At 65.0% G+C, this 20860-nt stretch carries 13 protein-coding genes and 1 pseudogene; 8 read left to right on the top strand and 6 right to left on the bottom strand.

The genetic code is table 11. The annotated features are described in order from the left end of the window. Positions 1-106: 106 nt before the first annotated feature. Positions 107-1282 carry a glycoside hydrolase family 3 N-terminal domain-containing protein gene (locus tag LA343_RS03005; protein ID WP_039910839.1) on the bottom strand — a complete coding sequence of 392 codons (1176 nt, stop codon included), beginning with the start codon at positions 1280-1282 and terminating at the stop codon, positions 107-109. Between the two features lie 39 nt (positions 1283-1321). Between LA343_RS03005 and LA343_RS03000 the strand changes: the two genes are divergently transcribed. From LA343_RS03000 to LA343_RS11840, 3 genes are all read left to right on the top strand, one after another. After that, on the top strand, positions 1322-1840 hold the full coding sequence (locus LA343_RS03000; RefSeq protein ID WP_039910837.1) for a universal stress protein: 519 nt from the start codon (positions 1322-1324) through the stop codon (positions 1838-1840). A gap of 45 nt (positions 1841-1885) precedes the next feature. Beyond that, positions 1886-2095, top strand: a complete 210-nt coding sequence (locus LA343_RS02995; RefSeq protein ID WP_025401882.1) for a DUF2613 domain-containing protein — start codon at positions 1886-1888, stop codon at positions 2093-2095. 139 nt (positions 2096-2234) lie between these two features. Beyond that, positions 2235-6122: an alpha-(1->3)-arabinofuranosyltransferase domain-containing protein gene (locus LA343_RS11840; protein ID WP_081737248.1), complete on the top strand. Its 3888-nt coding sequence runs from the start codon at positions 2235-2237 to the stop codon at positions 6120-6122. Between the two features lie 59 nt (positions 6123-6181). Here the strand turns inward: LA343_RS11840 and LA343_RS02985 are convergent. After that, positions 6182-7201, bottom strand: a pseudogene (locus LA343_RS02985) (acyltransferase family protein); the annotation flags it as partial. Between the two features lie 145 nt (positions 7202-7346). On the opposite strand from LA343_RS02985, the gene LA343_RS02980 reads away from it, so the two are divergent. After that, a complete protein-coding gene (locus tag LA343_RS02980) occupies positions 7347-8669 on the top strand; it encodes a cell envelope lipid trafficking protein PgfA (RefSeq protein ID WP_025401879.1) in 1323 nt (440 codons plus the stop codon). 28 nt (positions 8670-8697) lie between these two features. Then, a complete protein-coding gene (locus LA343_RS02975) occupies positions 8698-10521 on the top strand; it encodes an MmpA family trehalose lipid delivery protein (RefSeq protein WP_025401878.1) in 1824 nt (607 codons plus the stop codon). On the opposite strand, the gene LA343_RS02970 is transcribed toward LA343_RS02975, so the two are convergent. Beyond that, on the bottom strand, positions 10475-11689 hold the full coding sequence (locus LA343_RS02970) for a glycosyltransferase family 4 protein (protein ID WP_025401877.1): 1215 nt from the start codon (positions 11687-11689) through the stop codon (positions 10475-10477). The two genes, LA343_RS02975 and LA343_RS02970, sit on opposite strands and share 47 nt — an antisense overlap. 198 nt (positions 11690-11887) lie before the next feature. Here LA343_RS02970 and LA343_RS02965 point away from each other — a divergent pair, with 198 nt between their 5' ends. Continuing rightward, positions 11888-12760, top strand: a complete 873-nt coding sequence (locus LA343_RS02965) for a class I SAM-dependent methyltransferase (RefSeq protein ID WP_081737391.1) — start codon at positions 11888-11890, stop codon at positions 12758-12760. Positions 12761-13052: 292 nt separating this feature from the next. On the opposite strand, the gene LA343_RS02960 is transcribed toward LA343_RS02965, so the two are convergent. Next, complete coding sequence (locus LA343_RS02960) at positions 13053-14006, bottom strand: hypothetical protein (protein WP_025401875.1); 954 nt, start codon at positions 14004-14006, stop codon at positions 13053-13055. 412 nt (positions 14007-14418) lie between these two features. Here LA343_RS02960 and LA343_RS02955 point away from each other — a divergent pair, with 412 nt between their 5' ends. Beyond that, a complete protein-coding gene (locus LA343_RS02955) occupies positions 14419-15648 on the top strand; it encodes an acetyl-CoA C-acetyltransferase (protein WP_025401874.1) in 1230 nt (409 codons plus the stop codon). A 161-nt stretch (positions 15649-15809) separates the two neighbouring features. Next, on the top strand, positions 15810-18191 hold the full coding sequence (locus LA343_RS02950; RefSeq protein WP_025401873.1) for a 3-hydroxyacyl-CoA dehydrogenase NAD-binding domain-containing protein: 2382 nt from the start codon (positions 15810-15812) through the stop codon (positions 18189-18191). 170 nt (positions 18192-18361) lie between these two features. Here the strand turns inward: LA343_RS02950 and LA343_RS02945 are convergent, their stop codons facing one another. Both LA343_RS02945 and budA read right to left on the bottom strand, forming a co-directional pair. Beyond that, positions 18362-19513: a PDDEXK family nuclease gene (locus LA343_RS02945; RefSeq protein WP_025401872.1), complete on the bottom strand. Its 1152-nt coding sequence runs from the start codon at positions 19511-19513 to the stop codon at positions 18362-18364. A 541-nt stretch (positions 19514-20054) separates the two neighbouring features. Then, positions 20055-20786, bottom strand: coding sequence for an acetolactate decarboxylase (budA, locus tag LA343_RS02940; RefSeq protein ID WP_039910836.1), 732 nt, complete (start codon positions 20784-20786; stop codon positions 20055-20057). Positions 20787-20860 lie beyond the last annotated feature (74 nt).

Raw genomic sequence — 20860 nt, 5'->3', positions numbered from 1 at the left:
GATTTTTGCCCGAGTTTTGCACGCATCAATTTTAACGCGGAAAGCAGCTAACCGTGAATTTGTTAGCCCATTTGGATCCAATTTGTAATCTTTTCCCCATCCCCGCCTAACGGCAGGAGCGCTGCGCCGATTCCACCGCGCGCGCCCGGTCAATCCGCCCATCATCAATGGCGGCAGAGATCTCCTTCACCACCGTGGGAATATCCACGGCACCTGCCGCAGCCAGGGAAATGTCCGCACCCGCAGACAGCGCCGCCACCGCGGCCAACCCGCCCGGATACTTATCCGTGACGGCCTTCATGCCCGTCAGATCGTCGGTGTACACCACACCGTTGAATCCCGGCGCGCCCGCGTAGCCGCCCTTGCGCAGCAACTCGTAGGCAGCGGGGTTGATGGACGACGGCGTGCCCGGCGCGCCGAGCCCCGGAACCTCCACGTGTCCCACCATCACATCCACGCCGGGGATGCTCACCAGCTGGGCGAAGGGAATCATGTCCGCCTGCTCCATTTGATCCAACGGCGGGGTCTTGACTTCACCATTGTGGGAATCGCCCTGTGCATGCCCGTGGCCGGGGAAGTGCTTGAGCACCGGAGTAATGCCCGCCTGCAGCAGGCCCTCCGCGTAGGCGCGGCCGTAGTTCGCAACCGTTTGCGGGTCCGCACTGAACGCGCGGGAACCGATCGCGTTGTCGGAGATCTCCTGGCCGCCGGCCAGATCCACGTCCGGAGCGAAGTCCACCGTGATACCCAGCGCCCGCATCTTCTCGCCGTGGACGCGCATCATGTCGCGCACCTGATCGGGAGTCATCGTTTGCGCCATCTGCTGCGCGCTCGGCAGCTCACCGATCAACGAGGTCAGGCGCTGCACCAAGCCGCCTTCCTCGTCCACGCTCACCGTCAGCGGCTCACCCGCGCGCCGCTGCAACTCCGCGAGGCTGCGCTTAGGGTCGCCCTGGCCGTTGAGGATGGACTTGTCCGTCTGCGATCCAATGAACAGGTGCCGCACACCTAGGTCCACTGCCTGCTCGGCGGAGGCGTAATCCGTCACGCCCACTCCCAACAGGCGGGCCGCCAGCTTCTCCGTGGACTGGTCCTTGATCTGGTCACAGGATGCCGTCCCCGGAGCACCGGCATCCCCCGTGGCCTCCCCCGAGGCAGCGGACCCGGTCGATTCCACCGAGGCGGACGGGGAGGTGGTGGAGTCTGGTGGCGTCGACGATGAGGAGCAACCAGCAACAGCCAGACAACAGATCGCGGATAGGGCAACAAGGTAACGGCGCATAAGACTAACGTAGTGACAGAAGACAATAGGAGGAAAGATATGTCCACCAACGAGCAGCCCTTCGACCCGAACGGCGACACGGTCCTCATTGCCTACGACGGCTCCGACCAGGCGAAACGAGCAGTACAGCACTCGGGACGGTTCCTGTCCGCGAAAAACGCTTACATCCTCACGGTGTGGGAGCCGATCCATCGCCAGGCCGCCCGCGCCGCCGGAATGAGCGGGATGATGCAGCACGGGTGGTCCTCCGAATCCGCCAATGGCGACCCGGAGGAGAACGACCCCGCCTACGCCGAGGCCGTAAACATCTGCTCTGAGGGCGTGGATATTGCCCGCGAAAATGGGTTTGTCACCGAACCTTTCCTGGTAGAGTCCGGTACAGCAGTCTGGAGCGCCATCGTGGACGCTGCAGAGGAGCTAGACGTTGACCTCATCGTCACGGGGACGCGAGCACTTTCTGGGTGGAAATCTTTCCTAAACTCCAGTGTGTCGGATAGCATTATCAAGAATGCGGGCCGACCGGTGCTGATCGTTCCCCCGGCCGGCGACGAAGATTAAGGCAGAGACTGGAGAAACTCAGTCCCTGGAAGAACAGGATTATTCATGGCATACGATAACGAATCCCGCGAGCGCGGTTCCGCTGGCGCGCTGATCGTCGCTGCCGTTGCAGGCATCGTCCTCGGTGGCGCATTGGCCTTCGGTGCTGGCGCGATGGCGGATTCCACCACACTGCCTTCGGACGAGCAGATCGCGGTGAACCAGGATAACGCCTTCCTGGGCAGCGTCCAGTACGGCGGCCGCCTCGGCCAGTAGGGCTCACTGCCGCGGTGATCTGCACGTATTCGCACCCTGAGTGGGTGGGATGCGGCGCGGGTCGCCTCTTTAGTGTGCCCTGCCTGATGCCTGTGCCCGCCCGCGCCCGCGCGATTGCCCTGATTTTCCTTAGCGTCCCATGATGTCTCCCTCCGCCGCATCCCCGCGTGGAGGATCCACCATGGTCGACGCCACCACGCCCCCACACGCCCCACTCAGCCGTAGGACCCTTGCGCTGTGTGCTCTGGCATGGGGGCTTTTTGCTTTTCTGCAATCGCCGGGGCTGATCAGCGCGGACACGAAGCTCGACCTCACGGCTGACCCGTGGGGGTTCCTCCGCCAAGCCCTCTACCCGTGGACGGACACGTTCCCGCTGGGGCAGCTGCAGAACCAGGCCTACGGTTACCTGTTCCCGCACGGCTTGTTTTTTGCGCTGCTGAGCTGGCTCCCGGCGTGGATTGTGCAGCGCTTGTGGTGGACGCTGCTGCTGTGGCTTGCGTTTGCCGGAACGGTGCGGCTGCTGGAGGCGGCTGGCGATCGGGGGATCGGCAGCCGCAGCTCGCGCGTGATCGCGGGCATCCTGTTTGCGCTGTCGCCGCGCATCCTCACCACTCTTGGAGCGATTAGTTCCGAGGCGTGGGTGTGCGCGCTCGTGCCGTGGGTGCTGCTGTTCGTGGTGCGCGCGGTGAGTGCGGGAAGTTATTCGGGGCGGCACAGCAGCGCAGGTGGTGCTGGCAGCGCTACCAGCGCTACCGGGGCTGGCAGCGCCACCGGGGCGAGTGCTCGCGAGCCGGGCGGCCGCCTGCCGAAGCGCTATCTCGCAACGCAGGGGTTGCTCGGCGGCGTGGCGATCCTGTGCCTCGGCGCGGTTAACGCGGTGGCCACGGCCGTGGCTGTTATTCCGGCGGCACTGTTTTGGCTGTCGGCCGTGGTGGGCTTCGGCGCGGGAAGCAGCGGTGCCAGCAGTGCCGCCGGTGCCGCCGGCTCGCGGCGCGCTGCAGTCTTGCGAGCAGCCCAGCGGCGGCGCGCTCTGTACTTCGGCATGTGGTGGATCCCCGCCGGAGTGCTCGCCACCTTCTGGTGGATCGGCCCGCTGATTCTGCTGGGCAAGTACTCTCCTCCGTTCACCGACTACATCGAGTCGGCCTCGCTGACCACGCGCTGGCTCAACCCGATGGAGGTGCTGCGCGGAGCCACGAGCTGGACGCCGTTCATCTCCGCAGAACGCCCGGCCGGAAATGCACTGGTCACCGAGCCAGTGTTCATCGTCGCCACGCTCATCGTTGCCCTCATCGGCCTGTGGGGGCTGTCCCGGCCGGGGTTGGCCTTTGCTGGCCGCTGGCTGCTCATCCTGCTGGTGGGCATGTCGGCAATGATCGTGGCCGTGGCCCCCTTCTCCCCCATCGCCGAACCTGTCCGGGAGTTCCTCGACGGTGCCGGCGCCCCGCTGCGTAACCTGCACAAGTTCGATCCGGTGGTGCGCATCGCCCTGGTGGTGGGCATCGCCCACGGGCTCCGTGGCCTGGAATGGCCGGGGCGTTCGCGGAACAAGTGGGTGGCCTGGCGCAACCCGGAGAAAAACCCGCAGGTCGTCAAGGCCATCGCCGTGAGCCTGCTGCTGGCCGTGGCCACCGCCCCCGGGTGGTCCGGGCAGCTTCCCGCCGCCGACGCCTACCGCGGCGTCCCCCGCTACTGGATCGAGGCCGCGCGGTGGCTCAACGAGCATGCTCAGGCCTCGCCGGGGCATGTCACCCCGCGCACGATGATCCTGCCGGAGGCCCGGTTTGCACGCCAGACCTGGGGCAACACCAGGGACGAACCCGCTCAGCCACTGCTCGACGTGCCGTGGGTGGTCCGCGATTCCGTCCCGCTGGTGCAGCCGGAGGCCATCCGTGCGCTCGACGGTGTGCAGCAGCAGCTCAACACCGGCGTGGCCATCCCTTCACTGTCTGGCACCCTGTGGAGCCAGGGCGTGGGTTACGTTCTGGTCCGCAGGGACCTCACGCGGGCAGCTGACACCCCGGGCGCCAAGCAGGTGGACAAAACGCTGCAATACTCCGGCGGTTTCACACCCGTGGCCACCTTTGGCGGCGAGAGCGGTCAGAACCGCGACAAGTCGGGCGCCACAGACGAGCAGATCACGATCTACCGGGTCGACCCCACCCCAGCTCCCGCTGCTGGCACCGCCGGCGATCTGCGCATCATCGACACCCGCAACGTCGAGGTCGTCTCCGCCGGCCCCGAAGCCCTCCCCCGCCTCAACTCCGCTGACGGCGCCCTGGGCCGCACCGGCACCCCGCGCACCCGCATCCTCGCCGGGCAAGCCCCGGACGATGCCGCCCTGGCGCCATCCCAGACCGCCACCGACACCCCTGCCCTCCGGGAGCACAACTACGGCAACGTCACCCACGCGGATTCGGAGATCCGGTCATCCAAGGACCCCTCTTCGCTACTCAACCCCATCACCGACTACCCGGTCCGCAACACCTCCAGCCCGGACAACACTCCCCTCCCCGCCAGCGACTACACCCAGGTCGTGGGCACCGGTGGGGCCGTGGTGGCATCGTCCACGGCGGCGTCGCCTACCTCATTCGGAGGCGCCGAGACCTACTCCTCGGCCACCTCAGCGGTCGATGGTTCCACTTTCACCGCGTGGCGCCCCGCCCCCGGGCAAGCCGCGGGCCAGTACATCGAGTTCCAGCTCCCGAAGGCTTACGCCAACCTGGGCCTCGAGCTGCGCACCCAAGGGTCGCTGGCGCGCGTGCAGGTCACCACGTACCTGCGCCACAACGACCAGCACCCCGATCAGATCGGTGAGCGCATCGACCCCTCGCAGGCACAGGGGTCCGTGGTCGCCAGCACGACTGCCACGGTGCGCTCCGGCGAGGATAACGTGATCACCGTGCCCGCTGGCCTGGCCGATACCGTGCGCGTGACGATCGTGGGCACCTTCGGTGACTTCGGCATTTCTTCGGCCACGGTCATCAGCACGCAGGGCGATTCCACCACGAACGTCACTCCCCACCGGGTGCCCACGCTGCCGGAGTGGCCCACCGACCCGACCCACCCGGCGCCGAACCGCTGGGTCTACGGCCAGGAGATCCCCGAGGGTGTCATGACCCGCGAGTTCACCGTGCCCGCCACGGTCGGCGGCGGCACCCCGGAGCGCCCCGGTGAGCTTCCGGTGGTGGTGCACACGGATCGCTGCGTGCGGGGCCAGGATGCTCGCGTGACCATCGACGGAGTGGCACACCCCTGCGGAGAGGTCTTCACCCTCACCGCGGGCCCGCACAGGTTGGAGGCCAAGGATCGGTGGGTGTCGCTGACCGTGGCCGAGCCGCTGTATGGCGCCGCCGTGCGCGAGACCCCGTCCGCGCAGCCGCTCACCCAGTCTGACACCCCGGCTGGAACCCCGGACGGCCACGGCGAGCAGTCCACGAACCTCGCCGCCTCGGATCAGCAGCGCATCCTGTTCTCCCCGTCGCAGGCGAACCCCGGCCGCGTGGCCACGTTGGACGGCACGCGCCTCACGCCCGTCACGGTCAACGGTTGGCAGCAGGGTTGGATTGTGCCCGCGGGTGCGTCTGGCCTGGTCACGATCACGTTCGCGGGTACGCACCTGTACCGCGCGTGGCTGCTGGCCGGGGCCGCCGCGGCGGTGCTGTTGCTCCTGGCCGCAGCGCTCATGGTCTTTTCTTCTCGACGCCACCCCACGCCATCCCGCCTCCCGGTCGCTGCAGTGACCACCAGTGAGCCCTCGGCACGCAGAGGCATCAGGCGGTACGCGTTCCCCGTGGCGTTCGGCACCTCGAGCTTCGTGCTGGTGCTGCTCGCCGCGCGTGGCCCGTGGGGCGGGCTGAGCTATGCCGGCGATTCGTGGCTGGTGGCCGGGGCGACCGGCGTGGCCGTGGCCTCCGTGGTGCTGCGCTCAGTGCTGCGCTGGGTGCCGCGTTCCCGCCAGCGCGCGTCCACACCCTTCCACCAAGAGTTGATCCAGCGGCGCGAAGGCTCCTCCACCAGCGAGTAACTTAGGGCTGCGACCGGCACCGTGAGCACGAACGTACCCAGCAGCACGGGGATGACGTAGCCCTGGAACAAGCCAATTCCCAGCAGGGGGAACACCAGCGACAACATCGACATGTGCCACAGGAAGATCGAATACGACCACCTGCCGAGCGCCTGCATCCCGGCGGACTCGAGCCACGGCGACCTGGGGGACACCGCGTAGGGAATGATGAGCGCCGCGGCGAAGATCAGCCCGTAGAACGTGCGGCGAGCGAACTCCGCCGGGGTGGAGTGGGTCAACCCCTCCGGCCCATCCGAAGCCGCCACGGCCAGCGCACCCACCGCGATGAGCCAGAACAGCCAGCGGAACCGCGCCAGGAAGCGCACCACGGCCAGCTCCTCCCGCCGGTCGTTATCCACCTTCGCCAGCACCATCGCCTCCAGCTCCGCGGCGATGAACCCCACGGCGAACCACGCCGTGAAGGCCGGTGGCATGATGTGCGGATTGAGGCCTCCCGGCGGGGGCGGATCAGCGAAGGCGGGGATGAAAGCCCAGCCGAAGCTCAGCACGGACAGCGCCACGATCACCGTGATGCGCCACCGCTGCGTGATGCGCCCATAACAGATGGCCAGCAGGGGAAGCACCAGGTAGAACGCCATTTCCACGCACAGGCTCCACAGGTGAGTCAGCCCGCCCACGAGGCCATCGGGCACGTAGATTTGCGTCATCGTCACGTTCGCCAAGATCTGCACCACCGATGGGCGCTCGGCAACCGGAAAGAATGCAATGACAATCAGGACCGTGGCCAAATACGCCGGGAAGATGCGCCCAATGCGTTTCACGTAATAGCCCACGATGGTGCGCCGGCTGGTGGCGTCGAACGAAAAAGAAAAATCAGTTCGATGCCGCCGCCACAGAAGAAAACCCGACAAAGCGAAGAACACGGGGACGAAAAAATCCGTGCGCGCCATCATGCGGTTAATGAGCGAACCCGTATCCGACCCGGTTTGGAACGCAACGTGGGTGATGATGATGCCGCTACACGCCACCGCGCGCAGGCCCTCCAGAGAAGGCAGGAACGGCGCCGGCGGGCGGGACATCGGGGATCTCACGGCTAGTCAGTCTACCGAACGCCCCCGCTGAAGTTGCATACAACGAAATATTCAAATTTGTCACTAAAACAAGTTTCCATTCGCTACAGTATGACAAGCTATTCCATCGAACAGAGTCAGGAAAATAAGTCCTATGAGGAAGTTTTTCGCCTACGCGGCGGTTGTGCTCGGCGCCATGCTTCTGGTTTTCGCCATTGCACTGCCCACTTACGTAGTCCCCAAGGGCAAGGTTCTACCCCTCGACGTGGTCTCGACGACCGCCACCGACCCCACGCCCGGTAACCTCCTGGATGCCTCCGCACTCGCCTCCGGCAAGCCCGTTCAAGACAACGGCTCCAAGCCCGAGTGCCAAGGCAAGAACCCCCAGATCAGCTGCTTTATGTGGAAGGGCCTGGACATGCAGTCCCAGCGCTTCACCACTGCCCAGGAGCCCTCGAACGACAAGGTCATCACCCTCGAGGTCGGCCAGACTCTGTTCCGCAACGACCGGGAGGAGCCGAAAAACCTGCTCAGCGCCTCCATCGACCGCGTGACCCTGGATCGCAAGACCCAGATGCCCGTACCGGACCCCGTATCCACCGTGCAGATCAACGCCCCGGCGCAGAGCGGCCCGGGTGAGGTGAAGGCATCCGTGGCACCGTTTACCCGCACGGGTATCACTTACCAGTTCCCCATGGGCACTGACCGGAAGTCCTACGACTACTTCGACATGCAGATCCTCAAGGCCCGCCCGATCGACTTCGTGGGCGAGGAAGAGCAAGACGGCCAGAAGGTTTACCGCTTCGAGCAGACCGTGCCGCCGACCGAGCTGTACTCCGCGATCCGCGAGCGCCTGGAGCAAGATGGCGACATCTCCGTGGCCGACGAAGGCACCCTGGCCGCGCTGCGCCTGAAGTTCCCCGCCAAGGTGTGGGGACTTACCGAGGATCAGATCCGCAAGAACAACGTCACGGACAACGAGCCGCCGGTGGAAGAGACTGACGCCGAAGAAGCCGTGGACGCACGCGACAAGAAGGAAGACGACCTCGGCCCCGAGGTGGAGATGAGCCGCTACTACACCGTGCACCGCACCATCTGGGTGCAGCCGGACACAGGCGTGATCGTCAACGGTAACGAGGACGTGTTCCAGTACTACGCGCAGGACCAGGCCGAGGCGGACGAGATCGCGAAGAACCGCGACCAGGAGATCGCCAACCCCACCCGCACCGCGACCTTCTACCCCGGTAAGTGGAACCAGGCTTCCAAGGATGCACAGATGGACAAGGCCATGGAGGGCAAGAACAAGCTGCGCCTCATGGGCACCATCCTGCCGTGGACCTTGGGCATCATCGGCGTGCTGCTGCTCGTCGTGGGATTCGTGCTGGCCCGCGGTTCCAAGCGCAGCGCCGCTGCCGGTGAGGAGTACGACCACTACGAGCACGGCAACAACCACGGCAACAGCTTCGACAACCGTTAGTGTCCTGCCCGTTGGCTACACTAGGCACGTGAGCTCCCCGCAACCGACCGCCGCCCTCCCCGAGCGCTCACGTGCCGACTTTCCCCCGACCACCCTGTCCCCCGCCCGCTGGTGGGTGTTGGCAGGGTGGTCGTGCGTTATCTCCATCGTGACGCTGTGGCCGTTCTGGCTCGGCCTGCGCCCCAGCGAATCACGGGCGTTCATGTTGCGGGACATGTTCGTGCCTTACCGCATGATCGCCAACGCCAACACCCTCGGCTCGGCGGAGGGGCCACCGCGCGCACTGCCGCAAGATGCCATCATGGCCATCTTCAGCCCCGTCATCCCGGCATCCATGCTGGCCTCTTTGCTGATGATCGCGGCCGCCACCCTGGGCAGTTGGTTCGCCGCTGCCATGGCCCGCGAGATGGCCGGCGCCCGATTCTCCGCGCAGCTGGCCGTGGCCCTGTTCGTCCCGTGGAACCCGTTCGTCATCGAGCGCCTCCTCCAAGGCCAGTGGACCCTGGCGGCGGCGGGCATGATGCTGCCGGCCATCGCCTACCTCGCCGCGGCGGGTCCGGGGCACCGTGGTCTGTTGCTTCTGCTCATTTCCGCGTGCGCCATGGTGCCCTCCGGGTTGATCCTCGCCGCCGTGGTCGCGCTGCTGTTTTCCAGCACGTCCCGCGATCGGCTCTGCAATATGGTGGCCTGCGGTTTGGCGTCTATGCCCTGGGTGCTACCCATGATCCTGGCGCCCTCCCCCGGCGCCGCCACCGCCGACCCGGCCTCCGCCGCCGCGTTCGCCGCCCGTGCGGAAACTGGGGTCGGTACCCTCGGCGCGCTGGCGGGCCTCGGTGGCATCTGGAACGCAGACGCCATCCCCCCGTCCCGCACCGTGGCTTCCTCCATCGCGGGCGTGGTCTTCGCCATCATCCTGCTGCTCGGGGTACGGGAGCTATGGCGGGTCTACCGCGCCGTGGCCGTCGTCACCGTCGCCGCGGTCGTGCTGCCCGCCCTGCTGGCCACCGGCCCCGGCATCGCCTTCATGGGTGGGCTGTTGCACTACGTTCCCGGCGCGGGCCTGTTCCGCGATACGTCCAAATTCGTGGCCCTCGCGATCCCGGGATATGTGCTGCTCATCGCCACTGTTGTGGAACGCTGCGATGTCCGCAGGGGTTCTTTCTTTTTCGACGCCACCCCACGCCGCCGACCCCGGCACCTCCCCACGATCGCCGCGGCGGCGCTGTGCGGGCTGTGTGTCCTGTCGGTTCCTGCTTACCCCAGGGATATCGCCCCGCTCGAGGAGGTCACGGTCCCGGAATCCTGGGCTCAGCTGCGCACGGCCATTGTGGCATCACCGAGCGGCTCCACCCTGCTGTTGCCGCCGGGCAACTACCGCATGATTGGCGACCGGCCGGTCATCGCCCCCTCGCTGAAGTTGCTCCCCGGCCACCCGCTGGATCCGGGGTTCCTCGTGGTCGATGGCAAGGTCATCGACGGCAACCCCTCCACCATGCGGATCCTCAGCGACGTGATGAACGGGCGGAACACGCTCCGGGAAAACGGGGTGGGCTGGGTGCTCATCGACTGGGAATCCGTCCAGGACAAGAAGCAGATGGACAAGGCCATGTCTGTGCTGTCCCAGCCGGGCATCCGGGAAACCGCCGCGGCCGACAACTTCGCCCTGTACCGAGTGAGTGATCCGCAGGTGGCCAACTCGCCGTCCGACTTCCGGCGCAAGGCCGCCACCCTGCTGGGGTTGGTGCTGTACTGGTCCGTGTCCGGAACGGGTGCCTCACTGTGGCTATGGTCGCTGCTGCGGCGGCTCAAGAGCCAAGCTGGCGCAACAACTGCTCCCACGCCTGACCCGTAGCCTCCCAAGAGAACTCCTGGGCGCGGGCCTTCGCATTGGCGCCCATCCGCTCGGCCTCCTCGGGGTGATCCAGCAGATACTCCACAGCATTGATGAGCCCGCCGGGCGAGCCACACAGCAGGCCCGTGGTGCCATCCACAATGGAATCCCGCAGACCAGCCGATGAGGCATAGCCCACCGTGGGCACCCCGTGCTGCGCGGCTTCGATAACCGCCAAGCCCCAGCCCTCCTTGCGGGACGGCATGACGTGGATCGCGGCCCGGTCCAGGAGCAAATGCTTCAGCTCCTCAGACACGTGACCGTGGAACACCACGTGCCCTTCCACGCCTAGGTCGCGGGCGTGCTCGCGCAGCTTCTCCGACCACCAGCCATCGCCGATCACGTCCAGCCGCACGTTCGGATGCGTGCGGATGACAACTGCGAGGGCGTCGAGGGCGTGCTCGATCTGCTTGTGAGGCACCAACCTGGAAAGTGCAACGAGGTGCACCGTTGAGGTCCCATCGCTGGCGGAGGAAGTTTGGCGCGGTGGGGCGTCGGGTATGAGAGACGCCGGAACGGGATCGATGCCATTGCGGATAATACGCACGTGATCGCGGGGGATCCCGAGTTCAGCGAGCTCGTCGGCGGAGGGAGCGGAGACGGTCACCCAGGGCGAACGGCGGTGGATCAGGGGCGACAGGCGCGACTCGATGAACCAGCCCAGGCGGGACAGGAACGGGCCGGCGACCGACCACTGCTCGCGGTGGCAATGGTGGGTGAGCACGACGGTCGGCGCGCCGGAGACGAGGGAGGCGAAGAACGGCACGCCGTTCTGCGTATCCACGACCACATCCGGGCGGCCCATGTCCGCCAGCGGCAAGCGGTGAGAGAAGCGGCCGAACCCGATGCGCTTGATGCCGAGGCGTGCGGCAAGGAGAACCGCGAGGGCGCGCGGGTAGACCGAGAGATTGCTGCCGCCGCGGGAAAAGACGACGGGCGCGTGGGGCGTCGTGCCATCCTCGTCGACGGTGACGACCTCGCGGCGGGCGGAGCCGGGGTACTTAGCGGTGCGGAAGATGACCTGGTGCCCCTGGTCGGCGAGGTAGGCGGCGACCCTTTGGAGGTAGCGTTCGCTGCCACCGCCTTCGGGGTGGTTGGTGTCTCGCCAGCACAGAAGCACTATTTTCATGGTGGGTACTATCTTAATGCGCTGGTGGGGGCATGGGCGGTATTCGAAGAAATAGTAGATATAAGTGGATACGTAAGCAGTGGTGTGGGTGGGGTTGGTGAAACTCAGGCGTGTCGCCGGAGGTGCTGCGGTAGGGTTTCCACTGTGAAACTGCCTCGACTTGTCTCCCGCGTTGTTTCCCGTGTTATTCCGGGTGCTATCGCTCGCGCAGTTCCGGGCACCGCTCCTAGTGCCCTGCGGTACTTCGCGGAGCACGCGACGCTGCGCCGCTCCTTCGGGCTGCTGAACGACTTCAAGTACGAGCAGACGCAGCCCGACATCTTCTACGGCCACTTGGCCGAGGACACGGTGGGGCTCATCCGGGATGTGTACCGCGGCGTTGTGGGCGGGGATGGTGGTGAGGACCTCAGCGGGGCTGGAGGTTCTGGCCTAGGCGGGGCCGATGGTACTGAGGGTTCCAATGCAGAGCCGAGCCTGCTGGCGGGGAAGAAGATTCTCGACGTCGGAGGCGGCCCCGGGTATTTCGGCGTGGCCTTCGACCGCGAACAGGCGGACTACTACACCTGCGAACCGGACGTGGGCGAGATGGCAGCGGCGGGGATCACGCTGCAGTCCTCTGTGCGGGGATCTGGCCTGGACCTGCCGTTTCTGGATGACTCCTTCGACATCACCTACTCCTCCAACGTGGCCGAGCACGTACCCGATCCGTGGCGGATGGCCGACGAAATGCTGCGCGTCACCCGCCCCGGGGGCGTGGTGATCTACAGCTATACGGTGTGGCTGGGCCCGTTCGGCGGTCACGAAACCGGCCTGTGGCAGCACTACGTTGGCGGTGAATTCGCAGCTCAGAGGTATGAGAAGGTCCATGGGAAGCGCCCGAAGAACCGCTGGGGCGAGAGTTTGTTTGACGTCTCCGCAGCTGACGGCCTGGCCTACGCCCGCCGCGCCGACGCCGACCTTCTCGCATCCTTCCCCCGCTACCACCCGTGGTGGGCGTGGTGGATGGTGAATATTCCCATCGTGCGGGAATTCGCTGTCTCGAACTTGGTCTTGGTTCTGCGCAAGCGCTAGCCCTCCCCTAGGGCCGAATTCCTCTCCCCTTTGGTTCCCAGTTCCGGGTTCCTCAGGCCCCAGGTTCCGGGTGCCCCAGCCCCCAGTTCCGGGTGCCCCAGGCCCCAGATTCCCCGCCCTTCATCTCCCAGCTCCGGCCTCGGGCTCCGTTTCTCCTCTTCAGCGCTGGTTCGAAATCTTGTCAAGGCTAATACCAGGATTTTGTCAAGGCTTATCCCATACTTTTTGGCGAAAACTGTCTATTTAGCCTTGACAAAATTCTGATCAGCCACTCCCCCTACCCAACGACCCCCTACCCGCGCAGCCGGTCCACCTGCTTCTGCGCCAGCTCCTTCACCACGTCCTTGCTCGCCGTCTTCCCCAGGCTCACCACCTGGAAGTACACCCCGTTGACCGTTCCCGCGATCAGGTAGTTGGTCTCCCCGATGCCGGGCATGTCGCTATCCTGCCCGCCGACCGTCACGTTATCCAGCTTCTCCTCCGCCGCGACGAGCTCATCCGCCCCGTCGATGCCCGCATCCCACGGCGTGGTGGAGAAGTTCATCACCCGCGCGCCGCTCATCTGCGTGTATTCGCGGGTGAACGTCTTGCACGCCCCGATGTCCTGGGGCACCTTCGGGCTCGAATCGGATCCGCTGAGCACCACGGAGTAGGTCGCCCCGTCGGCGCCCGTGTCGGTGCCGGGCTGTTCGACTGCCGCGTCGCCTTCGGCCTGCGCGGCGGGGTCTTCGGGGTTCGCGGGCTCGGCCGCATTGTCGCCAGCACCGCCGACACTGTATTGCACCGCCGCGACCTTCTGCGGGTCCCGCGCCACCATCGCGATGAGGTCCGCGCCGGAGAGGTACAGCCCCGTGCACTCGGGCGGGTTGAACGTGGTGTCAGACGCCATTTGGCTGAACATTTGCGCGTCCTCGGGGTGCGCTCCCTGCCGCTCGTTGAAGGTCGCACCCACGTTGAAGTATTCCGCGCCCTGCGGCCCGTCCTGCGGCGTGAGAATCGCTTCGTTGAGGTTGGAGTCTTTGTTCACCGCCGCGCTGCTCGTGGCCTTTTCGTCGCTCGACGCCACCCCACTGTCCTTATCCTTACTTCCGTCATCGGAGCAGGCGGTGGCCCCGCCGACCAAGAGACCGAGGGCCGCGATTCCCGCGAGGCTCTTCGCCTGCCAGCGGTGGGTTCGGGTGTTGGTGCCTGAGGACGGGTCAGAGGTCAGGTCAGAGGTCAGCTTTGCAGAGGGCTGCTTGGTCATCGTGTTCGGTCTCCCCATGTCAGTGTGAAAGATGTTTCGTCAGGTGACCTATGTTCCCACAGTGGCGGATGTTTCGCCGAGCCTTCCCCGAACATTCGCCGAGCATTCGCTGTGAATTCCCCAAAGCGCCAACACCCCAAGAAAAGGGATAGGAAACGGAGAGACTGCAGCTCAAGACGGAGAGCGCCGATAGAAGAGCTGCAGCGCAAAACAATGACAACACTGAACAATGACAGCGCAGCGACGGCTGCAGATGGGGTAGTCAGTGGGGCTAGAAACCCTAGATTTGCAGATAAGGTTACAACTATTCGCCTCTAAAGCGGGTAATGTGGCGTGGGACACAAGGTGTGCATTTCGCACCACCGGATCACGGACTTTTAGTCACGACCGAAGTTAGGAACCAAGGACTGTCATGACCAGTAACACTGGCGCCCCAGAGGCCTTCATCTACGACGCCGTCCGCACCCCCCGAGGCAAGGGAAAGCCAGGCGGATCCCTCCACACCGTCAAGCCCGTTGACCTGCTCAGCGGCCTCATCGAGGCCCTCGTCGAGCGCAACCCGGGCATCGACCCCAACGCCATCAGTGACGTCATCGCAGGCTGCGTGACCCCCGTCGGCGACCAGGGCATGGACATCGCCCGCACCGCCGCCCTCAACGCCGGCCTGCCGTACACCGCCACCGGCCTGCAGATCAACCGCTACTGCGCCTCCGGCCTCACCGCCGTGAACCTCGGCGCACAGAAGATCCGCTCCGGCTGGGACGACCTCGTCTTCGTCGGCGGCGTGGAGTCCATGTCCCGCGTCCCCATGGGCTCCGACGGCGGCGCCCTGGCACTCGACCCGAACTCCAACTTCTACAACGACTTCGTCCCGCAGGGCATCTCCGCGGACGTCATCGCCTCCCTTGACGGCGTAACCCGCGAGCAGCTCGACACCTACGCCGCCCGCTCCCACGAGCGCGCCGCCAAGGCCTGGGAAGAGGGTCGCTTCGACCGCACCGTAGTCCCCGTGAAGGACCAGAACGGTGTGACCCTCCTGGACCGCGACGAGACCATCCGCCCCGGCACCACCGTGGAAGGCCTCTCCGGCCTCAAGCCGGCCTTCGCCGCCATCGGCCGCGACGGCGGCTTCGACGCCGTGGCGCAGACCAAGTACCCGCAGCTCGAGCGCATCAACCACGTGCACCACGCCGGTAACTCCTCCGGCATCGTCGACGGCGCCGCCCTGCTGGCCATCGGCTCCGAAAAGGCCGGCAAGGACTTCGGCCTCACCCCGCGCGCCCGCGTTGTCTCCGTGGCAACCTCCGGCGTGGAGCCCACCATCATGCTCACCGCCCCAGCACCCGCCTCCCGCGCGGCCCTCGCCAAGGCCGGCCTCAAGCCCGAAGACATCGACATCTGGGAAATCAACGAAGCCTTCTCCTCCGTTGTCCTGCGCGCCCAGCGCGAGCTCAACATCCCCGACGAGAAGCTCAACGTCTCCGGTGGCGCCATCGCCATGGGCCACCCGCTCGGCGCCACCGGCGCCATCATCACCGGCACCGCCGTGGACGAACTGCACCGCACCGGCGGCCGCTACGCCCTGATCACCCTCTGTGTTGCAGCAGGCATGGGTGTCGCAACCATCATCGAGCGCATCTAACCCCCGCGCCCACAAACCCAACACAGCCTGGGCACCCCAAACCCCAGCGAGGACGCACCCTCACTGACCCCCTTCAACCCCAGGCACTTCGCACAACAACCCATGACTCAGCGTCGACGCACTAAGCCCGCAGGGTGGCGTCGAGAAAAAGGAGCAACACAATGAGCGAGAACATGTTCGGATGGGACGTGGATGCTGACGGCATCCTCACCCTCACCATGGACGACCCCAACGCGCCGGTCAACACCATGAACCAGACCTTCCAGGACGCGCTGACCCCCACCGTGGAAAAGATCAAGTCCGGCGTGGAATCCGGCGAGATCAAGGGCGTGGTCATCACCAGCGCGAAGAAGACCTTCTTCGCCGGCGGCGACATCAAGTCCATGATCAAGGCCACCCCGGCAGACGCCGAAGCCCTCACCAAACAGATCGACGGCATGAAGGCTGACCTGCGCGCACTCGAAACCCTCGGCGTGCCCGTGGTCGCGGCGATGAACGGCGCGGCGCTCGGCGGCGGCCTCGAGATCGCCCTGGCGACCCACCACCGCATCGCCACCGACGCGAAGGGCGCCAAGTTCGGCCTGCCCGAAGTCACCCTCGGCCTGCTGCCCGGCGGTGGCGGCGTGACCCGCGTGGTGCGCATGCTCGGCATCCAGGACGCCCTCATGAAGGTCCTGACCACTGGCAAGCAGTTCACCGCCGAGGCCGCCGTGAAGGCCGGGCTCATCGACGAGGTCGTGCCCGCCGACCAACTCATCGACACCGCCAAGACCTGGATCAAGAACAACCCCGAAGCAACCCAGCCCTGGGACCAGAAGGGCTACAAGATCCCCGGCGGCACCCCCTCCACCCCGGCGCTGGCGCAGTTCCTGCCCAGCTTCCCGGCGAACGTCACCAAGCAGATCAAGGGCGCCCCGATGCCCGCGCCGAAGGCCATCCTCAAGGCCGCTGTGGAAGGCGCGCAGCTGCGCAACATCGAAGAAGCCACCCGCGTGGAAACCCGCTACTTCGTGGAACTGGTCACCGGCCCGACCGCGAAGAACATGATGCAGGCATTCTTCTTCGACCTGCAGTACATCAACGGCGGCGGCTCCCGCCCGAAGAACGCCTCCGGCGAGAAGTTCGAAAAGACCCAGTTCAAGAAGCTGGGCATGGTCGGCGCCGGCATGATGGGCGCAGGCATCGCCTACGTGGCGGCCAAGGCCGGCATGGAAGTTGTGCTCAAGGACATCAAGATCGAGGCCGCGGAAAAGGGCAAGTCCTACTCCGAGGGCCTGGAGAAGAAGGCCCTGGAGCGCGGCCGCACCACCGAGGAGAAGTCCAAGGCGCTGCTGGACCGCATCAAGCCCACCACCGACTACGCAGACCTGTCCGACTGTGACATCGTCATCGAGGCCGTGTTCGAGAACACCGAGCTCAAGCACAAGGTCTGGGCCGAAATCGAGGCCGCTGTGCCCTCCGATTGCGTGCTCGGCACCAACACCTCCACCCTGCCCATCACCGGCCTGGCCGAGGGCGTGGAGCGCAAGGGTGACTTCATCGGCATCCACTTCTTCTCCCCCGTGGACAAGATGCCGCTCATCGAGCTGATCTCCGGCGAGCAGACCGAGGACGCCACCCTGGCCAAGGCCCTCGACTTCGCCGCCCAGATCCGCAAGACCCCCATCGTGGTCAACGACTCCCGCGGCTTCTACACCTCGCGCGTCATCGGCTTCTTCCTCAACGAAGCTATGCGCATGCTCGTCGAAGGCGTGGACCCGGCAGTCATCGAGGCAGCAGGCCGCCAGGCAGGCTACCCCGCCCCGCCGCTGCAGCTGCAGGACGAGCTGAACCTCAAGCTGGCCCGCAAGATCAACTCCGAGACCAAGGCAGCCCAGGAGGCCGCTGGCATCTCCGTGGACGATGGCGGTGTGACCGGCATCATCGACAAGATGCTCGACGAGTACGACCGCCCCGGCAAGCTCGAGGGCAAGGGCTTCTACGAGTACAACGAGGAAGGCCGCCGCACCGGCCTGTGGCGCGGCCTGTGGGACGAGCTGGGCGCTGGCACCGTCAAGGTCGCCGATGCCGAGTCCGCCCTCTCCGGCCACGGCCTGGACACCGCTGCCGCAGGTGCCGTGAAGAAGGCTGCAGGCCACGCCTCCGCCGGCGACGGCAACGAAGAGGGCATCTCCACCGGCACCCCCGCCGGCGCGGACGTGCCCGCCGAGGCTCCGGCCTTCATCGACCTGATCGAGCGCATGCTGTTCAGCGAGGCTCTGGAGACCCAGAAGTGCCTCGATGAAGGCGTGCTGACCAGCGATGCAGATGCCAACATCGGCTCCATCATGGGCATCGGCTTCCCCGCATGGACCGGCGGCACGCGCCAGTACATCAAGAACTACGCGCGCCCGGCCGCCGCTACTTTGCCGGAGGGCAAGACCGCTGACGTTGACGGCGGGGACTACCCGACCACCGGCGTTGCAGGTTTCGTTGCCCGCGCCGAGGAGCTGGCCGCCAAGTACGGCGAGCGCTTCACCCCGCTGGATTCCCTGAAGGGCTAGCGTTCCGGCTGGCGGAGTGGCTGGGTTGGCTCGGGTGGGCTGGGTATTTTTGAGCCGACGCCACCAGCCGCCCACCACCCCAGTCTCCTCCTGGGGTGACTAGGAGGCACTTGCCTAGGGGCTGGCGCGGCGCGGCACTGCGCGGCGCGCCCTGCCTCCCCACCACCTCTCTACAGAAGTTTTTCCACCCTGGCCGGCACTCGGCCGCCGATTTTCAACATTGCCATCGTCACCCGCAGCACTGGAATACCTGCACCCAAAAGAACCGCCGAGATTTCCGAATCGCGGTTCTTCTGCTCATTGCTGAGGTGATGGCTGCCATCAAACATGAGCGCCACAATCCCTTGGCCTCCTCCACCAACCTTGCCCTTGTCCGGAACTTTGAGAATTCGGCAAGGGTATGCCTCACTCCAAGACTTGGGGTTGGGGATCTCTTCCACGAGGCGCAACCTGGTGGTGTGCACGAGTAAGGCGTCGACCACGGTAATAACCCGATCACCGCTCACTATGGCAACCTGAGTCAGGTATTCATACCCGTTTTTCTTCAGTATTCCTCGCAGTTGGATCCTCATGAGCGATTCCGGTGGAGACTCCGACCCCGCATCCGCTCTTTCCCATACCCACCGGAACAGCTTTTCATCGCAACTCCCCGCAATCTGTTCCACGACTTTGTCTACCCGTCGCCTCCTGATTGGTTGCGTCCGTAGGGTGGCGTCCAATATTTGAATCTGCCGTATTTCCTTGCCCCAGGGTTCCAAGAAAGCCGGAATATCCCAGGGCACTACGGCCCTCTCGTCGCCAGATTCGAGAGCCGCGATCACCTGAGCGCACGCGACCATGGGACGAACCGCATGGAGTTCCGGGTTAGTGCAATCCGGTCTCCACAACTTTCCGGAAGGAGTCCCCCATCGGGCTTGCCGAGTATGCAAGCGATTCCCCGGGGTATCAAGGTTCAGGCCGGGGAAAAATAGCTTGTCGTCTCTAGGGCTCTTTGTCAGCGCCAGTGTTGGCTGTTCGTCTACGAAATACTTCATCTTGGCGAGGGCTAGGGCTCCGAATCCAGCTATCACGGCCCTGGGGTTCGCCAGGTGATATGCCCTCGCGCGTTCCACAGCATCCAGGACGAACAGTTCCTTACCCCTATGGTCTTTGACGGGGCTTACAGACCGCCCGGGAACGTAAACTCCCTTGAGAACTCGGGAATACCTGGTACGAAGTTGATACCCGGAGACACCAAATTGTCTGAGCTCCTCGATCCCCAATGTCGTCTGCACCCCTAACTCCCTCAAGACGACAGCATTGCTCGATGTCAGCCCCTTCATACCCCTAAATACCCCTAATGCCCCTCATGGCCCTCATGGCCCTCATGGCCCTCATAGCCCTCATAGCCCTCATGGCCATAGTGAAGCACTCACCGCATCCGATAGTCACCTACCTGATATGCGCACCTGTGGAACGTGGAGTGAGTTATCCACAGCCTTGAAAACTAGGGGCACTTTGCCAACCAGGGACCGTCCGGCCTCCGCGGTCGAGGACTTGCCCTTCAACCCGTCAAGGATCTTGACCCGAGGCTCTCAAAACTCCGTCAAGATCCCCGCCAAATAGCCGATCGAGAGCCCGTTGAGAGCCTGTCAAGGCTCAGCAGCAAAATTAGTCAAGGCTCCCGTCCACTTCTGGACCCTTTCCTCGCAGCCCGCCTTGACAAAACTTGCAGGCCAGCATTGACACCTCCCGAACTGCGAAAACACCCCTACCTCAGCCCGGAGCCAGGTCCCCCGCCCCACCCCGGCCGAACACCACCCCGGCCAGGTCCAATCCCAAACATCACCCCGGCCAACTCCAAACCCCCAAACCCCAAACCCCCTAGTCCTTCACCTCGGTCTTGTGCAGCTGCTCGTCCAAGTCCTCCGGGTCCAAGTTCGCCTTAGAAAAGCCCGAATCCAGCGGCAACCGCAGCTCGAGGTCCGTGCCGGGGCACAGCTCGATCTCCCCCTCCGTCAGGGTGAAATCCAGGACGTGCCCGCCAACACGGCGCTCATCATCAATGAAATGCACATGGCACCCAGGCACACTAATGCCCTTCTCATAGATGGGAGTACGGAAACCAACGATCACCCCGGAGATGTCGTTGAAGTTCTGTTCTTCGTCCTCGTCGGTGGCCTCCGTCATGGGGCGGTAGGGCTTCTCCTGCTTCACCACGGTGCGGGTCTTCACGTTCGAGAAGTGCCCCGTGATCCGCAGCGCGTACATGTAGTTTTCGCTGGGTGTCATGCCGTCGATGAATTCGGATAGCTCCGAGCGGCGGATATTTTCCGGTGCCTTCCTGCGGATACGCGGCACGAAGTTCGTCGCTACCGCGTAGGGGCTGCAGGCCTCCAGGTCGGCCCGGGTGGCCGAGCCGTCGTGGCGTACCTGGTAACACACGCCGTCAACGATCACCATTTCGCCGTCGAGCCCATCGAAGGTCCCGATGCCAAAGTTGCCCTTGCCGAGGAGTTCACCAACGGTCATGTCTCCTTCGTAGATGCCGTCGAGGAGTGCGGTCATCAGCGAGGTTTGGAAGATTGTGTGCCTTGTGAGCGGACGATCAGTCATGGATATAACTTTGCCACAATCCGCCGAAGGGGCTGGCCATAGCAATTCGGAGTGTTAATGTGGATTTTCTAAGC

This window comes from Corynebacterium falsenii (assembly GCF_020099275.1).
GTDB classification, from domain to species: domain Bacteria; phylum Actinomycetota; class Actinomycetes; order Mycobacteriales; family Mycobacteriaceae; genus Corynebacterium; species Corynebacterium falsenii.
Note: the sequence above shows the minus strand (reverse complement) of the source record. Positions and strands in the feature narration are given on the sequence as shown.